This is a genomic window from Saccharopolyspora elongata, assembly GCF_004348985.1.
Lineage (GTDB): Bacteria > Actinomycetota > Actinomycetes > Mycobacteriales > Pseudonocardiaceae > Saccharopolyspora > Saccharopolyspora elongata.
This window is the reverse complement of the sequence record NZ_SMKW01000074.1, coordinates 16942-38492: the sequence shown is the minus strand read 5'-3', so window position 1 is coordinate 38492 and position 21551 is coordinate 16942. Positions and strand designations below refer to the sequence as shown.

Here is a 21551-nt window from a genome sequence, read left to right as displayed (position 1 = left end):
CCTCGAACCTGATCAGGCGACGGCCTCGTCGGCGTCGTCCGGGGCGTCGTCCGGACGCAGCGGCAGCGCCTCGAACGCCGCCGGCGGCTCCTGCCAGTGCGTCGCGGACGCGCCGGCCTCGATCGCCCGCCACACCCGCTCCGGGGTGGTCGGCATGTCGATGTGCCGGACCCCGAGGTGCTTGAGCGCGTCCACCACGGCGTTCTGCACCGCCGGGGTCGAGCCGATGGTGGCGGACTCACCGATTCCCTTGGCGCCCAACGGGTTGTGCGGGCTCGGGGTCTCGGTGTTCGACACCTCGAAGGACGGCAGGTCCGCCGCCGACGGGATCGTGTAGTCGGCAAGGGTGCCGGTCTCCGGGTTGCCCTCGGCGTCGAAGGTCACCTGCTCCCACAGCGCCTGCGCGATGCCCTGCGCCGCGCCGCCGTGCTGCTGGCCGCGCACGAGCATCGGGTTGAGCACCCGGCCGCAGTCGTCCACCGCGACGTGCCGCAGCGGCCGGACGAACCCGGTCTCGGTGTCCACCTCCACCACCGACACGTGCGCGCCGAACGGGAAAGTCGCGCCACCGGGCGCGAAGTCGACGTTCGCGGCCAGCCGGTCGCCGTCGCCGGCGGCGGCGCGGGCGAGCTCCGCCCACGCGATCGTCGCGCTCGGCACCCCGGCCACGCCGAGCTCGCCGCCGTCGGTCACCTGGATGTCGTCGACGGACGCCTCCAGCCGGGACGCCGCGAGCTCCTTGGCCTTCTGCAGCACCGTGGTGCCGGCCTCCTGCACCGCGCTGCCCGCGATCTGCAGCGACCGGGACCCGCCCGTGCCGCCGCCGCGCGGCACCTGCGCCGTGTCGGACTGCACGAACTCGATCGACTCCATCGGGATGCCCAGCGTGTCGGAGACGATCATGGCGAACGAGGTCGCGTGCCCCTGCCCGTGCGCGGACGTGCCGACCTTGATCCGGGCGCCGTCCTCGTGCACCTCGACCTCGGCGTACTCGCCCGAGCCGCCGCCGGTGATCTCCACGTACGCGGCCACGCCGATGCCCAGCAGCACCTTCTCACCGGCCGCGATGCGCCGGGCCTGCTCGGCGCGCAGCGCGTCGTAGTTGGCCAGCCGCAGGGCCTCGTCGAAGGGCAGCTCGTAGTCGCCGCTGTCGTAGTTGGCGCCGACCACCGTCTTGTACGGGAAGGACTCCGGCACGAGGAAGTTCTTGCGCCGCAACGCGACCGGGTCCACGTCCAGTTCGGCCGCGGCCAGGTCCATCATCCGCTCCAGCATCGCTGCGGCCTCCGGCCGCCCCGCGCCGCGGAACGCGCCGGTCGGCGTGGTGTTGGTCATCGCGGCGACGGCGTCGTAGCTGATCTTCGGGATCTGGTAGACGCCCTGTGCCATCATGCGCGTCGAGCCCATGGCCAGGATGCCGCCCCAGCCCGCGTAGGCACCGGAGTCGCCGATCACGCGGCAGCGCAGGCCGACGATCGTGCCGTCGCGCTTGAGGCCCAGCTCCGCGAACTGCACCTGCGCCCGGCCGTGCGGCATCGCCTGCATGTTCTCCGAGCGCGTCTCGATCCACCGGACCGGCCGCCCCAGGCGGTTGGCGACCGCGACCGCCACCGCGTGCTCGGGGATCACCCCGGCCTTGCCGCCGAACCCACCGCCGACGTGCGGGGAGATCACCCGCACCCGCTCCGGCTCCCAGCCGAACGCCTTGGCCACCCCGTCCCGCAGGCCGTGCGGCATCTGCGTCGAGACGTGCACCGTGGCGTCGTACTCCTCGTCCGGGCTGCCCGGCTGCACCGCGATCGCGTTGCCCTCCAACGGAACCACCGCGACGCGCTGGTTCTCGATGCGGGCGCGGACCACGACGTCCGCCTCGGCCAGCACGTCCGCCCCGACCGCGTCGCGATATCCGGCGGCCACGTTCGAACCCAGCTCCGGGAACTGCTGCTCCGCCTCGGGGGCCAGGGCCTGCTCCGGGTCGGCGACGGCGGGCAGCGGGTCGTAGTCGACGTCGACCAGCTCGATCGCGTCGGCGACCGCCGCGGCGCTCTCGCCGACGACCACGGCGACGGCTTCGCCGACGAACCGGACCCGGTCGGTGGCCAGCGGCGGCCGCGCGCACTGCGCGTTGAGCTCGATGAACGGCGGCGGAATCGGCACGTCCAGGTCGGCCGCCGTGAAGGCCGCGACGACGCCCGGCGCGGCGGCGGCCGCGGTGACGTCCACATTGCCCAGCCGCGCGTGCGCGAGCGGCGAGCGGACGAACCCGAGGTGCAGCATGCCCGCCAGTTCGAGGTTGCCGACGTAGGTGCCCCGACCGCGGAGCAGTTCCGGGTCCTCGACCCGTTGGACTTCGGTCCCCAGCAATGAACCCACCATGTTCGAAACCCTATCCGTCCCGTCGCCGACAAGCACCGGAAATCCGGTTGCGGTCGGAGCCCAACGCCGATCACCCGCCGGAAATTCCCGCTCCGTCCGGAACCTGGCGGCACCGGGACCGACCGACCGCGCCGGATGGTCCGCCATGGCGAACAGCCTCTTGTTTCCCTGCTGCTATCCAGGTTCCGGCGAGCACCCCGGCTCTGCGCGGACTGGGCGGTGCCCGCGAAGACTGCATTGGCCCTGGAATGGGCGGCTATCCTGGCAGCATGGCTCGGCAGCTGGTCACGGACAGGTTGCTCCTGCGGCCCTGGCGCATCGAGGACGCAGAAGCGGCGCTCGACGTGTACGGCAACGCCGAGGTGACGCGGTGGCTGAGCCCGATCATGGAGACGGTTCCCGACATCGTGGCCATGCGCCTGTTGTTGCGGCAGTGGATCGCCGAGGACGTCAGAGCCATCCCGCCCGTGGGACGTTGGTGCATCCAGCGACGCGAGGATGACCGTGTGATTGGTGGTGCGTCCCTGCTGCCGCTGCCGCCGGGCAATCAGGACCTCGAAGTGGGATGGCACGTGCATCCGGAACTCTGGGAACGGGGTTACACCGGTGAGGCGATGTTCGCGCTGGTTCGGTGGGCGTTCGAGCACGAGGTCGATGAGCTCTTCGCGGTGGTCCGGCCGGACAACGTCCAGGCTGCGGAGACGGTGCGGGACAACGGCATGGAATGGGCCGGGAAGACCGACAAGTACTTCGGGCAGACCGTGGAGCTCTACCGGCTTCGGCCGGCGGACCTGGACCGGTTGGCGCCGCGTGCGGACCTGCCGCCTGGCTACGGCGCGCAGTGACCGACGGTAGCTTTCCGCTTTTTCCGGTCCCGGAAGCGTAGGGTTGCAGGTAGCTGGCTGAACTGGTTGCTCCTGCAATCGACAGGGCTGCTCCCACCACGTCACCCGTTGACACGACGCAGGGCCGCTCTCCTCACAGCTCTAGCGAGCCGACCGACCATCCTGTTCGGCTTGGATTGGATCAATCCATGACCATCCGAACGCCCGTGCGTGCCCTGCGACGCCCGGGACCTCTTCTCGCCCCCGCTGAAAGGCCCGTGCCAACGTCGCCTGGCCTGCACTCGGAAACCATCGAGTTCGAATCCGCTCTTCGGCTCCGCCTCAGCTATCCCAGCCACGACGTGGTCGTGCTGACCGCGACCGGCGAAATCGATACCGCAACGGCCCCACGAGTGGCCGCCCTGCTGTGGCCTCGGCTGCTGACCAAGCTGTCGACCGTTGTGCTGGACCTCAGTGGCGTGACCTTCCTGGGCGTGGCGGGGTTGGAACTGATCACCGCCGCCCTCGCCTACGCGCCCCACCGGGACGTGGAGTTCATAGTGGCCGGCGGTTCCACCGCCGTCGAACGAGCGTTGCGCGCAGGCGGGCTGGACAGGTCCAGCCCGGCCCTTCGCACGGCCTGAACCATCAGACGTTCTGAACAACAACGAGGCGGCTCGCCAAAGCTTCAACGAGTGCTCGACGGACTCACCACCGAACACGTCAACGCGAGAAGCCTTCGGTCGCCGTTCGAGCGCTTTCGCTGCTGCGTTCCCCGCCCACGCGACGCCCGATCGACTCGGCGTCCGGCGGGGCACCACCTCACCGGCCCGAGGTCGTAATGCCCTGTGCTTCCAACCTGCGGCATTCGCATGCTGAGGCGAGAAGGACGAAGGTACCGAAATGGACGGTTTCGTGATCCGGTACGGGCCGCAGGACTTCGAGGCGCGGCTATCGGTCACCCGGACGGTCGGCGGGGCCTGGCGGCTCACTTACAGCTTGCCGGGTCATGCCGACGTGAACGTCGGGTTCGACACCGAGGACGAACTGCGCCACGAGATCAACACCGTGTTGGCAGTGTCGATGGAACCGGCCATCGACCCCTCTGCTGAAAACCTCTGACAGCGGGCCCGCACGCCAGGCGTCCGCCCGAAGCGGCCGGTGCGGTCCCGGATGTGGTCAATACCTACCGCCTCAATGCCGGGGGACCATGCGGCGCGGCCGGACCGGGCGCGGCGTCGATTCCACGCCGCACAGGATGATGAAGCCGAGCACGGCCAGGCCCGCGTGCAGGAAGTTCTCGGCCGGGTGCAAGAGGAACGGCGTTCTCCCTTCCCCCGCAGTGCTTTCCGCGGTGCCGTAGACGAACAGCATCACGCCGCCGACCATCTGCACCGCCGCGAACAGCGCCACCCCGCGCCGCCACGGCGCGGCGACCAGCGCCAGCGCACCGGCGATCAGCAGCAGAACGCTGTGCGCGGTGTTGAGGTGGAAGACCACCAGCACCGTGGCGCCTCCCGCCTGCCACCCGGCGTTCACCAGTCCCAGCAGGCCGAGCAGGATCAGCAACAGGCCTTCCGCGCCCAGCAGCAACTGCCAGCGTGTCAGCGGGCGCTGCCATCGCGAACGGGAAACCATCTGGCACCTCCGGACGCACTCGCCTCCCGAATGCCCGTCGCGGGGCGATCGAAAACCTGCGTCGAACCGTGCTTCCCAGTCCGTTGACCGGCCCCGTTCGCGACTGTAGTTTTCACATCCACAAATCCAGCTTCACAACTGTGAAATTCCGAGCACAAGGGAGTGCCCGATGGGAACATCGGTCGCGAGCGGCGACGATCCGTACGTTCTCACCGCGGACGGCGTCAAGGAACCCCCCAAGGGCTGGAAGTCCAGCCTCCGCTACCTCGGCCCCGGCCTGATCGTGAGCGCCTCGATCGTCGGTTCCGGCGAGCTCATCGCCACCACCGCGCTCGGCGCGGAAGTAGGTTTCGCCCTGCTGTGGATGGTGATCCTGTCCACCGCCGTCAAGGTGGCGGTGCAGGCAGAGCTCGCCCGCTGGACGATCATCACCGGCAAGCCCGCGCTCACCGGGTTCAACCAGGTTCCGCCGAGGATCGGCCGGGTCGGCTGGATCAACCTGCTGTGGATGCTCATGGCGCTGTCGAAGCTGCTGCAGGTCGGCGGCATCGTCGGCGGCACCGCGGTCGCGATGAGCATGCTGATCCCGGTCGGCGGCGAACCGCTCGGCGCCACCTCGCTCACGGTGTGGACGATCATCATCGTCGCCGGCAGCATCGCGCTGCTGTACTCCAACAACTACAACCTGATCGAACGCGGCGCCTTCGCGCTCGTAGCGGTGTTCTCGGTGGCCACCGTGGTGATCGCGCTCGGCCTGCCGTTCACGCCGTTCGGCTACAGCGGCGGCGACCTGCTCAGCGGACTCACCTTCACCATCCCCGCCGGGGCGATTGGCGCCGCCGTGGCGATGTTCGGCATCACCGGCGTCGGCGCCGACGAGATCACCTTCTACACCTACTGGTGCGTGGAGAAGGGCTACGCGCGCTGGGTCGGCCCGAACGACGGCAGCGAGGCGTGGCAGAACCGCGCCCAGGGCTGGATCAAGGTGATGTACAAGGACGTCTTCCTGTCCTGGGTGATCTACACCTTCAGCACCCTGGCGTTCTACATCATGGGCGCCTCGGTGCTGAACCCGCAGGGCCTGGTGCTCGAGGGCAACGAGATGATCACCACGCTGTCGCAGATGTACACCGACGTCATCGGCGAGTGGGCGGCCGTGGCGTTCCTCATCGGCGCGATCGCGGTGCTCGGCTCCACCCTGTGGGCCTCGATCCCGAGCTGGTCCCGGATGTACGTCAACGTCCTGGCGGAGCTGGGCGTGATGGACTGGCAGAACGCCCGCTCCCGGCAGAAATGGATCCGCGGCTTCACGGTGGCGCTGCCGATCCTGTGGGGCGCGGCCTACCTGTTCGTCAACTCGCCGGTGGTGATGGTGCAGATCGGCGGCATCATGACCGGCATCTTCCTGCCGGCGGTGGTGGTCGCGACCTGGTACCTGCGCAACACCCAGGTCGACAAGCGCCTGCACGGCTCGAAGGCCTTCAACGCCCTGCTGGTGATCAGCAGCATCGCGATCAGCCTGCTGGGCGTCTACAGCCTCCTCAGCGTCTTCGGGGTCTCCTTCGACTGACGAATGCTGAAGGGCACCTCCCGGCGGGAGGTGCCCTTCAGCACGTCGCGGATCAGCGGGGGGCCATGCGGATGGCGCCGTCCAGGCGGATCGTCTCGCCGTTGAGGTACGGGTTCTCCACGATGTGGCAGGCCAGCGCGCCGAACTCGGCCGGCTCGCCGAGGCGCTTCGGGTTCGGCACCGAGTCCTCCAGCGACTTGCGCACGTCCTCGCGCAGCCGCCCCAGCAGCGGGGTGTCCATGATGCCCGGCGCGATGGTGCACACCCGGATCGCCTTGCTCGCCAGGTCGCGCGCCGAGCACAGCGTCATGCCGACGATCGCCGCCTTCGACGCGGTGTAGGCGATCTGCCCGATCTGCCCGTCGAACGCCGCCACCGACGCGGTCAGCACGATCGCGCCGCGCTCGTCGTCGACGGCGTCGTGCTTCGCCATCCGCGCCGCGCCGAGCCGCAGCGCGTTGTAGGAGCCGACCAGGTTCAGCTGGATGACGTCCTCGAAGGGCTCCAGCGCGCCGGGCTGGCCGTCCTTCTCCACCAGCCGGATACGGGCCCCGCGCCCGGCGCAGTGCACCAGCGCGCGCAGCGGCCCGACCTCGTCCGCGACGTCGAGGGCCGCGGCGAACTGCTGCTCGTCGGTGATGTCGGCGGCCGCGAAGCGCGCGGCGTCGCCGAGTTCCTTGGCGACCTCCGCGCCCTGCGACGTCGGCAGGTCGATGATGGTGACCTTGGCCCCCGCCTTGACCAGCTTCTGGGTGGTGGCAAGGCCGAGACCGGACGCCCCGCCGGTCACCGCCGCCGAAATACCTTCCAGGCGCATGCGCAGATCCTTTCCACACCGGTGTGCTCGGCCCATTCAAAGCACGCCCCTCGACGCCGGTCAAAGTCCGGTTCGCGAACGGAACCGAAGGCCCGGCCTATATCCGGTGGACAGGCCGGTGAGAATGCATGACGTGAACCAGCACTGGACCGTCGAGCCGGTCGGCGTGGACGAACCCGTGGTCGTCGCGCTGCTGCGCGAGTACATCGACGAAATCGCCGGCCGCTACTACGGGCGCCCCGCCACCGCGGCCGAGGTCGACGAGGCGATCGCGGAAGATCCCAACGACGGCCTGCACCCGCCGGAAGGCGTGTTCCTGGTGGCCCGCGGCGCGGAACCGTTCGGCTGCGTCGGGATCCGCCCGATGGAACCCGGCATCGCGGAGCTCAAGCGGATGTACGTCCGGCGACAGGCCCGCGGCCTTGGCGTCGGCACCGGGCTGCTGGCCGCCGTCGAGCGGCACGCGAAGGAGCTGGGGTTCCGCTCGATCCGCCTGGACACCCGCGACGATCTCGTGGAGGCCCGCAACCTCTACGCCAAGAACGGCTTCGCCGAGATCCCGGCCTACAACAACGACAAGTACGCCGAGCACTGGTTCGAGAAGAAGCTGTCTTGAGCGGGCAAATCGAGCGCCTGACGGTCGCGGACGCCGGCGAAGTGCTGACGTTGCAACGCGCGGCGTACGTGACCGAGGCGCAGGCCCACGACGACGTCCGGCTGCCGCCGCTGATGCAGACCCTCGACGACGTGCGCGCCGACCTCGCCCGGCCGTCGTGCCTGGCGTGGGGCTGCCGCGAGGCGGGGCGGCTGGTCGCGTCGGTTCGCGTGGAGCTCAACGGGGCGACGGCGGAGCTGGGTCGGCTGATGGTCGCGCCCGACCGGCAGGGCCACGGCCTCGGCACCGGCATGGTGCTGCACGTCGAGCGGAACCTCCCGGCGCAGGTCGAGGCGATCGAGCTGTTCACCGGCGAGCACAGCACCGCGAACCTGCGGCTCTACCGGAGCATGGGCTACGTGGAGACCCACCGGAGCCCGGCGGGGCACTACGAGCTGATCCACTTCCGCAAGAGCCTGCGATGAGCTCGGCGGGCGGCATCCGGCCGCAGGTGATCCGGACCGAGCGGCTCGACCTGATGCCCCTGCGCATCGACCACGCCGCGGAGATGGCGAGCGTGCTGGCGGACCCGGAGCTGTACGCCTTCATCGGCGGCGCCCCGCTCACCCCGGAGGAGCTGCGGACCCGCTACGAGCGGATGCTCGCCGGCCCACCGGATCCCGAGATGTCCTGGTGCAACTGGGTGATCCGGCTGTCCGGCGAGGCGAGCCTCGTCGGCACGGTGCAGGCGACGCTGAGCCCGGCCTACCCGGGACCGATCGCCGAGATCGCCTGGATCGTGGGCACGGACTGGCAGCAGCGGGGCATCGCGACGGAAGCGGCGCGAGGCCTGGTGGACTGGCTCCGCCGGAAACCGGTGCGCGCGGTCCTCGCCCACATCCACCCGGACCACCACGCATCGACGGCGGTGGCAACGGCGGCGGGCCTGCGACCAACGGACCAGTGGCACGACGGAGAACGCACCTGGCGCCTGACCCTCGACCGGACGACGGGCTGACCGACCTCGATCGTTTTCCGGATCCGCGCGCCGACGAGCTGCGATACTCCTCGACGTCTGGCGGAACCGGAGGTGGCGTTGACCGAGGCGGTGACCACGCGGTTCGTGGTGCTCAACGACCAACCGGTGGAAACCGGCGAGGACGACCTGCTCGACGCCGCGGCCACGGCACGCGCGCTGGTCGAGCTCATCTCCGACTCCCACGTCTCCACCCCGTTCACGGTCGCCATCGACGCCGGGTGGGGCATGGGCAAGAGCAGCCTGATGCGGCTGATGCGGGCGCGGTTGGAGGAGCGGGGCACCCCGACGGCCTGGTTCAACGCCTGGACGTCCGGCGCCGACGCGCTGGAAGTGCTGATCAAGTCGGTGCTGCTGACCTTCGACCGCAACATCGTGCGGCGGGCCTACCACCGGCTGGCGAAGCGGCGCCGGGCCGTGCGGTTCGTCCGGCTGCTGCTCAAGGTCGTGCTCAGGTTCTTCGGGGTGCACCGGCTGGTCGATGAACTGTGGCGGCAGCTGTCGGTCGATGCCAAGTCGCGCAACGAAATCCGCGACGTCGTGCACGACATGGCCAAGGACTGGGCGGACGGCGGGGACTCGGACGGTCGTCAGCTCGTGGTGTTCATCGACGACCTCGACCGCTGCTCCGGCGACGTGGTGCTGGCGGTGTGCGAGGCGATCAAGCTGTACCTGGACGTGCCGGGGCTGGTGTTCGTCATCGGCTGCGACCAGGCGGTCCTGGCCCGCAACATGCAGGAATCCGGTGGCTCGGCCGGGCATGCGCTGGGGCACCTGGAGAAGATCGTGCAGGTCTACTACCGCACGCCCGCACCCGACCAGGAAAGCGTGCGGCGGCTGATCGACGGCTTCGCCGGCCGGTCCGGCACGAAGGAGCTGTTCGGCGACGGCGTGACCGCGCTGATCGCCCAGCGCACCAGGCGGAATCCGCGCCGGATCAAACGGCTGATCAACAGCTTCGTCCTCGAATACCACCTGAACCGGGACTGGCAGCGCTTCGGCGCCTCCGCGCTGGTCCGCGTCATCCTGCTGCAGCACTTCTACCCCGAGTTCTACCGGAGCCTGACCGGCACCGGTGACCGGGACATCGTTTCGGAATTCCTGGCCTACACCTCGGTTCGCGAGCACTGCAAGGCGGGCAACCATCCCGGTGACGACGAGTTCTTCACCAACCACCAGGTGGCGCCGCCGCCCGCCCGCGCGGACCACGACGTGCTCCTGTCCTCATTGGACAGGGTCGAGCAGGAACTGCCCGTCTTCTTCCCCGAACTGGCGGCGAACCCGGACTTCGTGTCGCTGATCGGCGAGCTCGCCCAGGAGGCGGACTTCGACGAACTGCGGAGGTACCTGCAGCAGGGCCGCCGCGGCAGCTTCTCGTTGCCCAGCCTGCTCACCGACGACGAGTTCCCGCAAGCATTCCTCCTGAACCGGCCGACGGAAAGCCTCGACGCCCTCATCTCGCCGGAGTCCTGGGCTTCGCGGCACGACCTGTGGCGCTTGGTGGACGAACTGCGGCACCACCACGACCCGCGAAGCCTGCACGATCTGCTCCGCCAGGGCATCGACCTCGTGCGAGTCCCCGCACCGGAAGAGACCGACGCCTCCCCCGGTCTCCGAGTGCTGTGGGTCGATGACTCATTCAAACCCGACCTGCTGGGCGACGCGAAGCTCGACCTGATCGCCGACGCAGACCGCCGAGGCATCCGGGTCCTCCGGACGAACGACCCGGAATCCTTGAAGGACAACCTCCGCCGGTTCGAACCCGACCTGCTGATCTCGGACATCACCCGCGACGGCGACCCGAACGCGGGACTGGACGACCTCGCCGCGCTGCGATCCGACGGGATCTACGACGGCCCCGCCATCTTCTACACCAGCAGGGTCACCCCGTCCCGCGTCAAGCGCGCCGAGGAGCTCGGAGCGCTGGGCGTCACCGCCGATCCGCGCGAGCTCATGTCCTGGATCGAGCGTTTCGTGGCCGACCGCACGGACGGCCACGACTCCGCTCAGGACTGAGCCGCTTCGGCGGGGACGTCGCCTCCGTCGGCGAGTTCCGAGAGCCAGCGGAGGGCTTCCGGGACCGGGTCCGTTCCGCGCATCGCGTGGTGGAGATATGTCTTCGCCACCAACAGCTTCCGGTATCCCCGGCCACTCCTGGCTTCGTGGTCCGCCTGCTCGAACAGCAGAGATGCCATCGTCGTGCACGCCGCCAGCATCGTGAAGTCGCCGCACATCGCCTGGGCGTACTCGTCGGATTCCGACAACAGGGCCTTGCCCAGGGTTCGCAACCCCTCCACCTCGGTGAGGAGTTGCTCGGCCGCTGCTTTGACGTCCGCGTCCGCGATGCGTTCCAGGCGCTGCTGCGCCGAGTCCGCCAGGAGTTCGTGGGCGTTGTCCTTGCGGATGCAGCGCAGGACGTCCAGCGCGATCACGTTGCTGGAGCCTTCCCAGATCGAGCCCAGGTGCGCGTCTCGCAGCAGGCGCGGGTTGACCCAGTCCTCGATGTAGCCGTTGCCACCCCGGATCTCCATCGCCTCGCCGGTCACCTCGCGCGCCAGCTTGCACAGGTGGTGCTTGCCCAGCGGCGTGAGCACCCGGATCAGCCGGCTCGCGTCGGCGTCCCCCGCGTCCGCCCGGTCCAGCGTCGCCGCCGCCTCCAGCACGAACCCGAGGCCCGCCTCGGTGTGCAGCATCATCGGCAGCAGCGTTCGCCGCATCAGCGGCTGGTCGAACAGCGGTTTGCCGAACGCCACCCGCTGTCGCGTGTGGACGATCGACTCGTGCAGCGCGCGCCGCATCAGCGCCACCGCGCGCATCGCGTTGGACAGCCGCGACACGTTGACCATCTCCGCCATCTGCACGAAGCCGCGCGAGAGGTCGCCGACCGGCAGCGCGTAGCAGTCCTCCAGCGTCACCTCGCCGCTGGCCATCGAGCGGGTGCCGAGCTTGTCCTTGAGCCGGTCGATCCGGTAGGTGTTCCGGCTGCCGTCCGGGCGCAGCCTCGGCACCATGAACAACCCGAGCCCCTTGGTGCCCGCCGGCCCGCCGGGAACCCGGGCCAGCGTCAGGATCACGTCCGCGTTCACGTTGGAGGCGAACCACTTCTGACCGCGCAGCGTCCAATGCGACCCGTTCGGGGTGGCCTCCGTCGAGGTCTGGCCGACGTCGCTGCCGCCCTGCTTCTCGGTCATGAACATCGCGCCGGTCAGCAGCGAGTCGAACCGGGGCGAGCTCAGCCCGTCGATCTCGCGCTCGAAGACCTCCGCGTCGCCGAACCTGCGCAGCACCCGGGCCGCCGAGTCGGTCATCGAAACCGGGCAGAACAGCCCGAACTCGGACTGCACGAACACGTACGACAGGGCGTACTTGACCACGTGCGGGATCTTGGTCGGCCAGCCGTGCACGCCCGGGCGGTGCGACATCGCGGCGAAGCCGAACCGCTCGAACGCCAGCCGCGACATCTCGGCGTACGCCGGGTGGTAGACGACCTCGTCGACGCGGTCGCCCGCGGCGTCGTACTGGCGCAGCCGCGGCGGGTTGACCTCGGCGACCGCGGCCAGCCGGTCCAGCTCGCCGGCGGCCACCTCGCCGACGTCGCGCAGGAGTGGCTCGACGCGGTCCATCTGGTCGACGTAGCGGGCCAGCAGCGGGCGCAGGGCGGGATCGAGGTCGGCGAAGTTCATGCCCAGCACGTTTCCACCGGGCCGCGGGGCTGTCCAATACGGAATCGGCGCCGCGCTGAGACTCCCGGCGACTCAATGCGTTCCGCGATGCGGAAGCGCGCCGGGTGCGGCAGCGGGTCGGCTCGGCCTCTACCGTGGGGAGCAGGAATCCCGGCGAGCAGGTGGGCGGCGCGACATGACCGAGGTGCAACGGAAACTGGTGCTGATCCGGCACGCGAAGTCGGCCTGGCCGGACGACGTCGACGACTTCGACCGGCCGCTGACCGAGCGGGGCCTCCGCGACGCGCCGGCCGTCGGCCGGTGGCTGCGCGAGCACGCCGCGGCGGTCGAGATCGCGCTCTGCTCCCCCGCCGTGCGCGCCCGGCGGACGTGGGACCTGGCGGCCCAGGAGATCCCGGCGGAGCCGGTGCTCAAGCACGACGACCGGATCTACGCGGCCTCGGCCCGCGAGCTGCTGGCCGTCATCCGCGAGATCCCGCCCTCGGTCATGACCGCGGTGGTGGTCGGCCACAACCCGGGGCTGGAAGACCTGACGGCGCTGCTCACCGGCGAACCGGCGGAGCTCAAGACCGCGGCGATCGCGCTGCTGTCCAGCGCCGCGGAGTGGTCGGAGATCGCGGAATCCTGGGCGAGCGCCGCGACCTACGCCAAGCCTCGCGGCTAGGCCCACCGCTCGTGAGTGCGAAACCGGGCTCCAGCCCTGTTTCGCACTCACGACCGGGTCAGGCGGGCTGGACCCCGGGGCGGGTGTCCTCGACGACGTAGCTGGCCCGGGTCGAGATCGGGGCGTCGGGTCGCGAGATGAACGGGACCACCCGGTAGTCGCTGCGCCACAGCTCCGGCGTCAGCGTGCAGCGAACGTAGCCGCGCTGGGCGTTGAAGAACTTCATGTGCGGGTTCGCCGCGAGCATCGTGCGGCCCTCGTCGGTGATGTCCGCGCCGTCGCCGCCGCTGCTGATCGAGGTGCCGACGAACTCGCTGGCCACCGTGGGCGAGCCCGGGTCCTCGAAGTCGCGCTTGAGGTCCCAGGCGTAGTTCTGGTGCCGGTCGCCGGTGATCACCACCAGGTTGCGCACCCCGCGGTGGGCCGCGCCCGCCAGCACCGCGTTGCGCTCCGCCACGTAGCCGTCCCACGGGTCCATGAACAGCTTCTTCGCCGGGCCGGCGTCGAGGTCGGTCTCGCCCATCGGCGCCTGGTTGCCGAGGATCTGCCACCGCGACCGGTTCTTGGAGAAGCCGTCCAGCAGCCATTCCCGCTGCTGCTCCCCGAGGATCGTGCGGCTCGGGTCCAGCCGGTCGGTGCAGTCGTACTTCGAGCCGTCGCCGCAGGGCTGGTCGTCGCGGTACTGGCGGGTGTCGATCATGGTCAGGTCGGCCAGGTCCCCGAACTTCAGCCTGCGGTGTAGGCGGACGTCCGGGCCGCTGGGCATCGCGGTGCGGCGTAGCGGCAGGTTCTCGTACATCGCCTGGAAAGCCGCGGCCCGGCGCTGCAGGAACAGCGCGGGATCGTCGTTGTCCTGGGAGAGCTCGTCGGCCCAGTTGTTGTCCACCTCGTGGTCGTCCATCGTGACGATCCACGGGAACGCCGCGTGCGCGGCCTGCAGGTGCGGGTCGGACTTGAACAGCGCGTACTGCAGCCGGTAGCGGTCGAGCCGCTCGGTCTCCGACTTGAACTCGTCGCCCAGCACGACGCCGCGCTTGTTGTTCGTCTGGTCGTATTCGTAGAGGTAGTCGCCGAGGTGCACGACGAAGTCGAGGTCTTCGGCGGCCATGTGCTGGTAGGCGGTGAAGAAGCCGTCCTTCCAGTGCTGGCAGGAGGCGAAGGCGAAGGACAGCGAGGCCAGCGCGGCGCTCTTCGCGGGCGCGGTCCTGGTCCGGCCGACCGGGCTGAGCTCGCCACCGGCGCGGAAGCGGTAGAAGTACTCGCGGCCCGGCTGCAGGCCGGCGACCTCGGCGTGCACCGAGTGGCCGAGCTCCGGTGTCGCGGTGGTCTCGCCGCGCCGCACGACGTCGCGGAACCGCTCGTCGGTGGCCACCTCGTAGCGCACCTTCACCGGTTTGTCCGGCATGCCACCGGAACCGTCGGCGGCCAGCGGCTGCGGCGCCAGCCTCGTCCAGAGCACCACGCCGTCGGGCATCGGATCGCCAGAGGCGACGCCCAGCGAGAACGGGTATCCGCCCCGCAGCCGGGTGTCGGCCGCCGCGCTGCTCCACGCTCCCGTGCCGAGCAGCACCGCGGCCGCGCTCGCGCCGCCGAGACCCAGCACCGTGCGGCGATTCAACTTTCCTGACATGCGTCGCTCCATCTGTCGCGAATTGGACAACGCAGCGATCTTGCGCACCGGGAGCATCCGGCAAGCCGCGTTCAGCCGTCGCGGAGGTGAACGCCGGGCGAGCTGCGGCCGGATATGGCCGCCAGCCCGCCCGGGTCAGTGCCAGGTCACCAGCGCGTCCAGGGCTTCGACGCGGTCGCCGTCGACCAGCAGCGGGTTGACCTCCAGGGATTCCAGGCCGTCGCCGAGCGCCTGGGCGAGGCGTCCGATGCGCACCACGACGTCGGCCACCGCGTCCAGGTCGGCCGGGGTCGAGCCGCGGGCGCCCTGGAGCAGCGCGGCGCCGCGCAGTTCGCCGAGGGCCTGCCGGACCTGGGCGTGGTCGACCGGGAGCAGGCGCAGCGCCGAATCGCGCAGCACCTCGACCCACACCCCGCCGAGGCCGATGGCCATCGTCAGCCCCCACGACGGGTCGCGGACGACGCCGACCAGCAGCTCCACGCCGCCGCTGCGCTGCGGCTGCACGAGCGCGCCGATCCCGCTCGCGCCGGATTCCCGCAGCGTCGCGCACACTTCCTCATGCGCGCGGCGCACGTCCTCCGGGCCGGACAGGCCGAGCCGGACGCCGCCGATGTCGCTCTTGTGGCCCAAACCGTCGGCGACCGCCTTGAGCACCACCGGGTAGCCGAACCGCTCGGCGGCAGCGACCGCGGCATCCGCATCCGCCGCCGGCTCCGAGGGAACCACCGGGATCCCGTTGGCGGACAACAGGGCCGCCGCCTGGTGCTCGGTCCAGATCCCGGAACCGCGCACGTCCAGCGGCTCCGGATCGTCCACATGGGACAACGCGGCCTCGGACCAGCGCGCCGCGGCGCCCAGCGCGGTCATGCCGTGCTCGATCCCGCCCGCCACGTAGGGGAAGCCCGACTTCTCCTGGATCATCCGGCCGAACTCGCTGACGTCGGCGCACACGTTGCCGATCACCGCCACCGGGCGCGGCGACTCGCGGATCCGGCGCGCGTTCTCCCGGAACGCCGCGATGCTCAGCTCCGGGTTCGGCGGCGGCACCCGCGGCAGGTCGGCGAGCAGCAGGACCGCGTCGATGCCCGGGTCCTCGGCCACCACCTCCAGCGCCCGGCCCAGCAGCGTCCGGTCGACCACCACGTACCCGGTCACGTCCAGCGGGTTCTGCACGGTGGCGAACTCCGGCACGATCTCCTTCAGCCGCGCCACGGTCTCCGGGGCGTACTCGGGGAGTTCGAGCCCCTCCTCCGCCGCGCGGTCGGCGATGATCTCCGACGCGCCGCCCGACGGCGTGACGACGCCGATGCGGCGCCCCGGCAGCCGCCCGACCTCGGCCAGCAGCCCCGCCGTGATGAGCAGGTCCTCCAGCGAGCGCACGCGGATCACGCCGAGCTGCCGGAACGCCGCGTCGACCACCGCGTCGTCGCCGACCAGCGCGCCGGTGTGCGCCTGCGCGGTGTGCGAGGCGATCTCGCTGGACCCGATCTTCAGCGCCACGATGGGCTTGCCGGCCTGCGCGGCCCGGCGGGCGACCCGCGCGAACTCGGCCGGGTGGCGCACCTGCTCCAGGAACAGCGCGATGACCTTGGTCGCCGGGTCGTCGACGAGGTAGTCGATCACATCGGTCACCGACAGCACCGTCTCGTTGCCCATCGCGGTGAGCAGGCTGATGCCGACGTTGCGGGCCTGCGCGAAGTTCAGCACCGCGCTGGCCAGCGCGCCGCTCTGCAGCACGACCCCGATCGGGCCGCTGACCAGCGGCGCCGGGATCGGCAGGCCGTACGGGGTGCTGCCGGCGGCCGCGTTGATGTAGCCGTTCCCGTTGGGCCCCAACAGGATCAGGCCGTGCTCGCGGGCGAACTCGGCCACCTCGCGTTCCAGCCGGCGGCCCTCGGCGCCGGTCTCGCCGAACCCGGCGGTGAGCACCACGTAGCTGCGGACGCCCAGTTCCGCGCCCTCGCGCAGCACGTCCAGCAGCGCGTGCGTCGGAACCATCACGTACGCCAGGTCGACCTTCTCCGGAATCGCCGACAGGCTCGGGTGGGCGCGCTCGCCGTGCACGACCTCGGTGCGCGGGTTGACCAGGTGCACCGGGCCGGGGAAGCCGTTGTTGCGCAGGTTGTCGAAGGTCGCCAGCGACCACCCGGACTTGTCGGTGGCGCCGACCAGGGCGATGGACCGCGGGTTGAACAGCTCCCGCACGGCTTCCGCGCTCATCGCGCCACCACCCGGAAGCACGGCAGCTCGGGCCCGTCCGCGCCGAGGCTGGTGATCACCAGCTCCACCCGGTCCCCGATGCGCACCCGCCCCTCATCCGCGCCCGGCTCGTGGGACCGCAGTTTCAATTGAAACTGCGGGCCGACGATCCGGGTCAGCATCCGCGGGCCCTCGTCCAGATCGACGAGCGCGACGGTGAACGGCGCCTGGTCGGCGAACTCGCCGAACGCCTTGTGCGCGACCGTCCAGGAATAGACCGTGCCGCGGCCGCTCGCGGTGAACCAGTCGAGCCGGTCGCCGAAGCAGCCCGGGCACACCGAGCGCGGGTAGAAAACGGCGGCTCCGCAGTCCGCGCACCGCTGGAGGCGTAGTTCGCCCGCGGCGATGCCGTCCCAGAACGGACGCGTCTCGGCGTCCGGGATGATCTGCACCATCGGTCAGCCCCTTCCCAGCACGATGGTCGATGTCGACGACAGCACCCCGCCGGTGCCGTGGGCCAGCGCCAGCTCGGCGCCGTCCACCTGCCTCGGCGTGCCGGCGAAGTCGTGGCGCAGCTGCCGGGTCGCCTCGATCAGCAGGAAGATCCCGTACATCCCGGGATGCGTGCAGGACAGGCCGCCGCCGTTGGTGTTCATCGGCGCCTCGCCGCCGGGCGCGGTGCGGCCGTCCGCGACGAACGCGCCAGCCTCGCCGGGCTTGCAGAACCCGAGCGATTCCAGCGTCAGCAGCACGGTGATGGTGAACGAGTCGTAGATCTCCAGCACGTCGATGTCGTCGTGCCCGACCCCGGCCATCTCCAGCGCCGCCGGGCCCGACCGGGCGGCGCCGGTGACGGTCAGGTCGGGCATGTTGGCGATGGTGTTGTGCGTGGTCGCCTCGCCGTGCCCGAGCACGATCACCGGCCGCGTGGCCAGGTCCGGCCACCGGTCCTCGGCCGCGACGACCAGCGCGCCGCCGCCGTCGGTGACCAGGCAGCAGTCCAGCTTGCGCAGCGGCTCGCAGATCATCGGCGACGCCAGTACCTCGTCCACGGTGAGCGGATCCCGGTGGTACGCCTGGGGATTCAGCCGCGCCCACTCCCTCGTGGACACCGCGACCTCGGCGAGCTGCTCGCTGGTCACCCCGTGCTCGTGCATGTACCGGTTGGCCGCCAGTGCGTAGGCGCCGACCGGCGTGGGCAGCCCGTACGGCCGCTCGAACTGCTCGGTCAGGGTCGCCGGGCGCGGCTGGTTGCGGGACCGGTCGCTGCGCTGCGTGCTGCCGTAGGCGATCACCGCGACGTCGATGACGCCCGCCTCGATCGCCGCGGTGGCGTGGCCGAGGTGCGCCTCGAACGACGAGCCACCGATGTTGGTGCCGTCCAGGTACCGCGGGCGCATGCCGAGGTATTCGGCCAGGGCCAGCGCCGGTGCCCAGGACCAGCCGCCGGCGACGAACAGCCCGTCGACGTCGTCGCGCCGCAGGCCGGCCTCGGTCAGCGCGGCCTTCGTCGCCTGCGCCTGCTGGGACAGCACGGTGAGGTGCGGGGTCTTGCCCAACTCGGATTCGGCCACCCCGACGATGGCCGCGCGACGGCGTGTCACTCCGCGATCCCTCCCAGCTTGACGTGGCCTTTGAGCAGGTTGCGGGCGATGGTGCGGCGCTGGATCTCGTCGGTGCCCTCGTAGATCCGCAGCAGCCGCAGCTCCCGGTACCAGCGTTCGATCGGCAGCTCGCGGGTGTAGCCCATGCCGCCGTGGATCTGCAGCACCCGGTCGACGACCTGGTTGGCCATCCCCGCGCCGTGCAGCTTGGCGATCGACGACCAGTGCCGCGCGTCCATGCCCTGCTGCACCCGCCACGCGGCGTGCAGCGTGAGCCACTTGGTGGACTCGATCTCGACCTGGGAGTCCGCGATCTGCCACTGGATCGCCTGGTACTCGGCGATCGGGCGGCCCATCGATTCGCGGATCTTGGCGTGGTCGATGGCCATCTGCAGCATCCGCTCCGCCGCGCCGATCGCCCGCGCCGGGATCATGTAGCGGCCCTGGCCGATCCAGCGCAGCGCCAGCGGGAAGCCCCGGCCGACCTCGCCGAGCACGTTCTCGGCCGGCACCCGCACGTCCTCGAACACCAGCGACGCCGGGCCCCACTGGCCCATGGTCGGGATGGGTTCGGACTTCCAGCCCATGTCCCGGTCGGCCAGGAAGCACGTCACGCCGTTGTCGGCGCTCGCGTCGGGGTCGGTGACGGCGAAGACCATCACGAAGTCGGCCTCGTTGCCGCCCGTGATGAAGGTCTTCTCGCCGTTGATCACCCAGTCGCCGCCATCGCGGACCGCGCGGGTGCGGATGTTGCGGGCGTCGGAGCCCGCGCCGGGTTCGGTGATGGCGAAGCAGGACTTCCGCTCGCCCTCGATGGTCGGCACGAGGTACCGCTTGCGCTGCTCGTCGTCGCCGGCGTAGAGGATGTTGTCGGCGCTGCCGCCGAAGGTGAACGGCACGAACGTCCGGCCGGTTTCCATCGCCAGGATCGCGGACATGACCGCGCCGAGGTTCATCCCGCCGTACTCCTCGGGCGTGTTGACGCCCCAGAAACCGGCCTTCTTCGCCTTCTTCTGGAGCTCGCGCAGCACGTCCGGGTCCACCGACGGCTTGCCGGCGCGCTCGTTGCGCAGCACCTCTTCCTCCAGCGGCCGCACTTCCCTGGTGATGAAGCTGCGGACGGTGTCGCGGATCTGCCGTTCCTCTTCGCCGAGTGCGAAGTCGACCATCGCGAAGTCCTTTCGACTCGGGCCCCGTTGCCCGGCGGTGCGAAGACTTTCTAGAACCGCACTCTAAATACTTGGACGGCCCGCGCCTAGCGTCCGTCCGAGGTAGCCACGCCGACGGCGGACACGTTCTAGAATGTGATCCCACTACTCGAACACCGGTGGGGCGGACGTTTCCCCAGGCCGGGCCCGTGAGTACTTTGTGCTGCCATAGCGACAGGAAGTACGCACGGCCCCGACCAGGGCCGATCAGCACGACGGGAAGGTGGTCATGGCACGGAAGACGAGCCGCTCCAACGCCTGGCAGTGGAGCCGAACCGCGGAGACCCGCCGCGTCCTGCTGCAGGCCGCGCGCGAGGTGTTCACCGAGAAGGGGTTCGCCGAGGCCAGCGTCGCGGAGGTCGTCGAACGCGCCGGATCCAGCGTCGGCAGCCTCTACCACCACTTCGGCGGCAAGACCGAGCTGTTCCTGGCGCTGTGGGAGGACCACCAGGCCACCCACGAGCAGAACGCGATCAGCGCCGTCGCCAAGGCCCGCGCCGGCGGCGAGGAAGACCCGCTGACGCTGTTCAACGTCGGCGCGCGGGCCTTCCTGGAGGGCTCGTGGGCGCGCCGCGACCTGGTGCGGCTGTTCATGGACGGCGACGGGCCGCCCGGGTTCGAGCTGATCCGCCGGACCCGCGGCCGCGAGTGGGTGCGGCAGAACGCGGTGCTGCTCGGCGCCGGCACCGACCCGGTGGACCGGGTGACCGTCGCCGTGCTGACCACGATCATCGGCGAGGCGGGCCGCGAGATCGCGACGTGCTCCAGCAAGCGGGAGGCGAACAAGGTCCTGGAGGCGACGCTGCGGCTGATCCGCCGCCTGGACCCGCTCCGCGACGAAGACGAGGAGGAGGATTGATGGCCGAGACCAACGGCGCGGAACCGTTCTTCACCATCGACGGGGACGGGCTGGTGCCCGGCCCGCACGCGGGCAGCCCGTGGGCGCCGGACATGATGCACGGCCGGCTGTTCGGCGGGCTGCTCGCCCGCGCGCTGGAGCAGGAGCACGCCGAACCGGACTTCCACTTCACCCGGCTGACCGTCGACCTGTTCCGCAACACCAAGCTGGTGCCGGTGCGGGTGGAGACCCAGCGGGTCCGCGACGGCCGTCGCATCCGCATCGCGGACGCGACGGTGTACGCCGGGGACACCCCGGTGGCGCGGGCGAGCGCGGTGCTGCTGCGCCGCGGCGACCAGCCGACCGAGACCGTGGCGCAGACACCGGCCTGGGACGTCCCGAGCCCGGCGGAGATCGGGACGCCGGGTGTCCAGTCGTCGGGGTGGCCGCCGCCGTTCGACATCTGGATGCTCGACGCCGACGGCGAGCCCACCGACTCCTGGAGCGCCGACAGCCGGCGCCGCGCCTGGCTGCGGGACAACAACGACCTGGTGGCGGGCGAATCGCCGTCGCCGTTCGTGCGGGTCGCGCTGGCGGGCGATTTCGCCAGCCCGCTGGCGAACTTCGGCACCCACGGCAAGCTGGAGTTCATCAACGCGGACTACACGCTGACGCTCAGCCGCCTCCCGCTGAGCGATGCGATCGGCATCGAGGCCACGGGCCACCTCAGCGAGGACGGCATCGCGGCGGCGAACTGCACGTTCCACGACACCAGCGGCCCGATCGGCTACTGCACGGTGACAGCAGTGGCCAACCCAGCATCGAAGTAACCCGTTCCGGGCTGCTTCGGCAACACGATCGCACGATCC

At 70.6% G+C, this 21551-nt stretch carries 20 protein-coding genes; 11 read left to right on the top strand and 9 right to left on the bottom strand.

Annotated features, from left to right (window positions below):
* Nucleotides 1–12 precede the first annotated feature (12 nt).
* Complete coding sequence (locus E1288_RS36565; RefSeq protein WP_132493262.1) at nt 13–2376, bottom strand: xanthine dehydrogenase family protein molybdopterin-binding subunit; 2364 nt, start codon at nt 2374–2376, stop codon at nt 13–15.
* 269 nt (nt 2377–2645) lie between these two features.
* Here E1288_RS36565 and E1288_RS36560 point away from each other — a divergent pair, with 269 nt between their 5' ends.
* The 3 genes from E1288_RS36560 (at nt 2646) to E1288_RS36550 (ending at nt 4322) form a co-directional block, all read left to right on the top strand.
* Nucleotides 2646–3221, top strand: coding sequence for a GNAT family N-acetyltransferase (locus E1288_RS36560; RefSeq protein WP_132493261.1), 576 nt, complete (start codon nt 2646–2648; stop codon nt 3219–3221).
* A 257-nt stretch (nt 3222–3478) separates the two neighbouring features.
* Complete coding sequence (locus E1288_RS36555) at nt 3479–3844, top strand: STAS domain-containing protein (RefSeq protein WP_165968448.1); 366 nt, start codon at nt 3479–3481, stop codon at nt 3842–3844.
* Nucleotides 3845–4103: 259 nt separating this feature from the next.
* The gene (locus tag E1288_RS36550; protein ID WP_132493259.1) at nt 4104–4322 is read left to right on the top strand and encodes a hypothetical protein; all 219 of its coding nucleotides are present in this window, start codon (nt 4104–4106) and stop codon (nt 4320–4322) included.
* Between the two features lie 72 nt (nt 4323–4394).
* Here the strand turns inward: E1288_RS36550 and E1288_RS36545 are convergent, their stop codons facing one another.
* Complete coding sequence (locus E1288_RS36545) at nt 4395–4838, bottom strand: DUF4383 domain-containing protein (protein WP_132493258.1); 444 nt, start codon at nt 4836–4838, stop codon at nt 4395–4397.
* 169 nt (nt 4839–5007) lie between these two features.
* Between E1288_RS36545 and E1288_RS36540 the strand changes: the two genes are divergently transcribed.
* Nucleotides 5008–6408 carry an Nramp family divalent metal transporter gene (locus E1288_RS36540; protein WP_132493257.1) on the top strand — a complete coding sequence of 467 codons (1401 nt, stop codon included), beginning with the start codon at nt 5008–5010 and terminating at the stop codon, nt 6406–6408.
* Between the two features lie 52 nt (nt 6409–6460).
* Here E1288_RS36540 and E1288_RS36535 read toward each other — a convergent pair whose 3' ends face one another.
* Complete coding sequence (locus E1288_RS36535) at nt 6461–7225, bottom strand: SDR family NAD(P)-dependent oxidoreductase (RefSeq protein WP_132493256.1); 765 nt, start codon at nt 7223–7225, stop codon at nt 6461–6463.
* Between the two features lie 124 nt (nt 7226–7349).
* On the opposite strand from E1288_RS36535, the gene E1288_RS36530 reads away from it, so the two are divergent.
* The 4 genes from E1288_RS36530 (at nt 7350) to E1288_RS36515 (ending at nt 10872) form a co-directional block, all read left to right on the top strand.
* On the top strand, nt 7350–7841 hold the full coding sequence (locus tag E1288_RS36530; RefSeq protein ID WP_132493270.1) for a GNAT family N-acetyltransferase: 492 nt from the start codon (nt 7350–7352) through the stop codon (nt 7839–7841).
* On the top strand, nt 7838–8305 hold the full coding sequence (locus tag E1288_RS36525) for a GNAT family N-acetyltransferase (RefSeq protein WP_132493255.1): 468 nt from the start codon (nt 7838–7840) through the stop codon (nt 8303–8305). The genes E1288_RS36530 and E1288_RS36525 overlap by 4 nt, the downstream gene beginning before the upstream one ends.
* A complete protein-coding gene (locus tag E1288_RS36520; protein ID WP_132493254.1) occupies nt 8302–8838 on the top strand; it encodes a GNAT family N-acetyltransferase in 537 nt (178 codons plus the stop codon). Before E1288_RS36525 ends, E1288_RS36520 begins: the two co-directional genes overlap by 4 nt.
* A gap of 72 nt (nt 8839–8910) precedes the next feature.
* Nucleotides 8911–10872 carry a P-loop NTPase fold protein gene (locus E1288_RS36515; RefSeq protein WP_165968447.1) on the top strand — a complete coding sequence of 654 codons (1962 nt, stop codon included), beginning with the start codon at nt 8911–8913 and terminating at the stop codon, nt 10870–10872.
* On the opposite strand, the gene E1288_RS36510 is transcribed toward E1288_RS36515, so the two are convergent.
* Nucleotides 10863–12539 carry an acyl-CoA dehydrogenase family protein gene (locus E1288_RS36510; protein WP_132493252.1) on the bottom strand — a complete coding sequence of 559 codons (1677 nt, stop codon included), beginning with the start codon at nt 12537–12539 and terminating at the stop codon, nt 10863–10865. The genes E1288_RS36515 and E1288_RS36510 overlap by 10 nt on opposite strands.
* A gap of 175 nt (nt 12540–12714) precedes the next feature.
* Between E1288_RS36510 and E1288_RS36505 the strand changes: the two genes are divergently transcribed.
* Complete coding sequence (locus E1288_RS36505; RefSeq protein ID WP_132493251.1) at nt 12715–13203, top strand: SixA phosphatase family protein; 489 nt, start codon at nt 12715–12717, stop codon at nt 13201–13203.
* Between the two features lie 58 nt (nt 13204–13261).
* Here E1288_RS36505 and E1288_RS36500 read toward each other — a convergent pair whose 3' ends face one another.
* From E1288_RS36500 to E1288_RS36480, 5 genes are all read right to left on the bottom strand, one after another.
* The gene (locus tag E1288_RS36500) at nt 13262–14833 is read right to left on the bottom strand and encodes an alkaline phosphatase D family protein (RefSeq protein WP_132493250.1); all 1572 of its coding nucleotides are present in this window, start codon (nt 14831–14833) and stop codon (nt 13262–13264) included.
* Between the two features lie 135 nt (nt 14834–14968).
* Nucleotides 14969–17053, bottom strand: coding sequence for an acetate--CoA ligase family protein (locus tag E1288_RS36495; RefSeq protein ID WP_132493249.1), 2085 nt, complete (start codon nt 17051–17053; stop codon nt 14969–14971).
* On the bottom strand, nt 17050–17487 hold the full coding sequence (locus tag E1288_RS36490) for a Zn-ribbon domain-containing OB-fold protein (RefSeq protein WP_132493248.1): 438 nt from the start codon (nt 17485–17487) through the stop codon (nt 17050–17052). Before E1288_RS36490 ends, E1288_RS36495 begins: the two co-directional genes overlap by 4 nt.
* A 3-nt stretch (nt 17488–17490) precedes the next feature.
* Nucleotides 17491–18636, bottom strand: a complete 1146-nt coding sequence (locus E1288_RS36485) for an acetyl-CoA acetyltransferase (RefSeq protein ID WP_132493247.1) — start codon at nt 18634–18636, stop codon at nt 17491–17493.
* On the bottom strand, nt 18633–19805 hold the full coding sequence (locus E1288_RS36480; RefSeq protein WP_132493246.1) for an acyl-CoA dehydrogenase family protein: 1173 nt from the start codon (nt 19803–19805) through the stop codon (nt 18633–18635). The genes E1288_RS36485 and E1288_RS36480 overlap by 4 nt, the downstream gene beginning before the upstream one ends.
* Nucleotides 19806–20073: 268 nt before the next feature.
* Between E1288_RS36480 and E1288_RS36475 the strand changes: the two genes are divergently transcribed.
* Nucleotides 20074–20703, top strand: coding sequence for a TetR/AcrR family transcriptional regulator (locus tag E1288_RS36475; protein WP_132493245.1), 630 nt, complete (start codon nt 20074–20076; stop codon nt 20701–20703).
* Complete coding sequence (locus tag E1288_RS36470) at nt 20703–21512, top strand: thioesterase family protein (RefSeq protein ID WP_132493244.1); 810 nt, start codon at nt 20703–20705, stop codon at nt 21510–21512. The genes E1288_RS36475 and E1288_RS36470 overlap by 1 nt, the downstream gene beginning before the upstream one ends.
* The last annotated feature ends 39 nt before the right edge of the window (nt 21513–21551 follow it).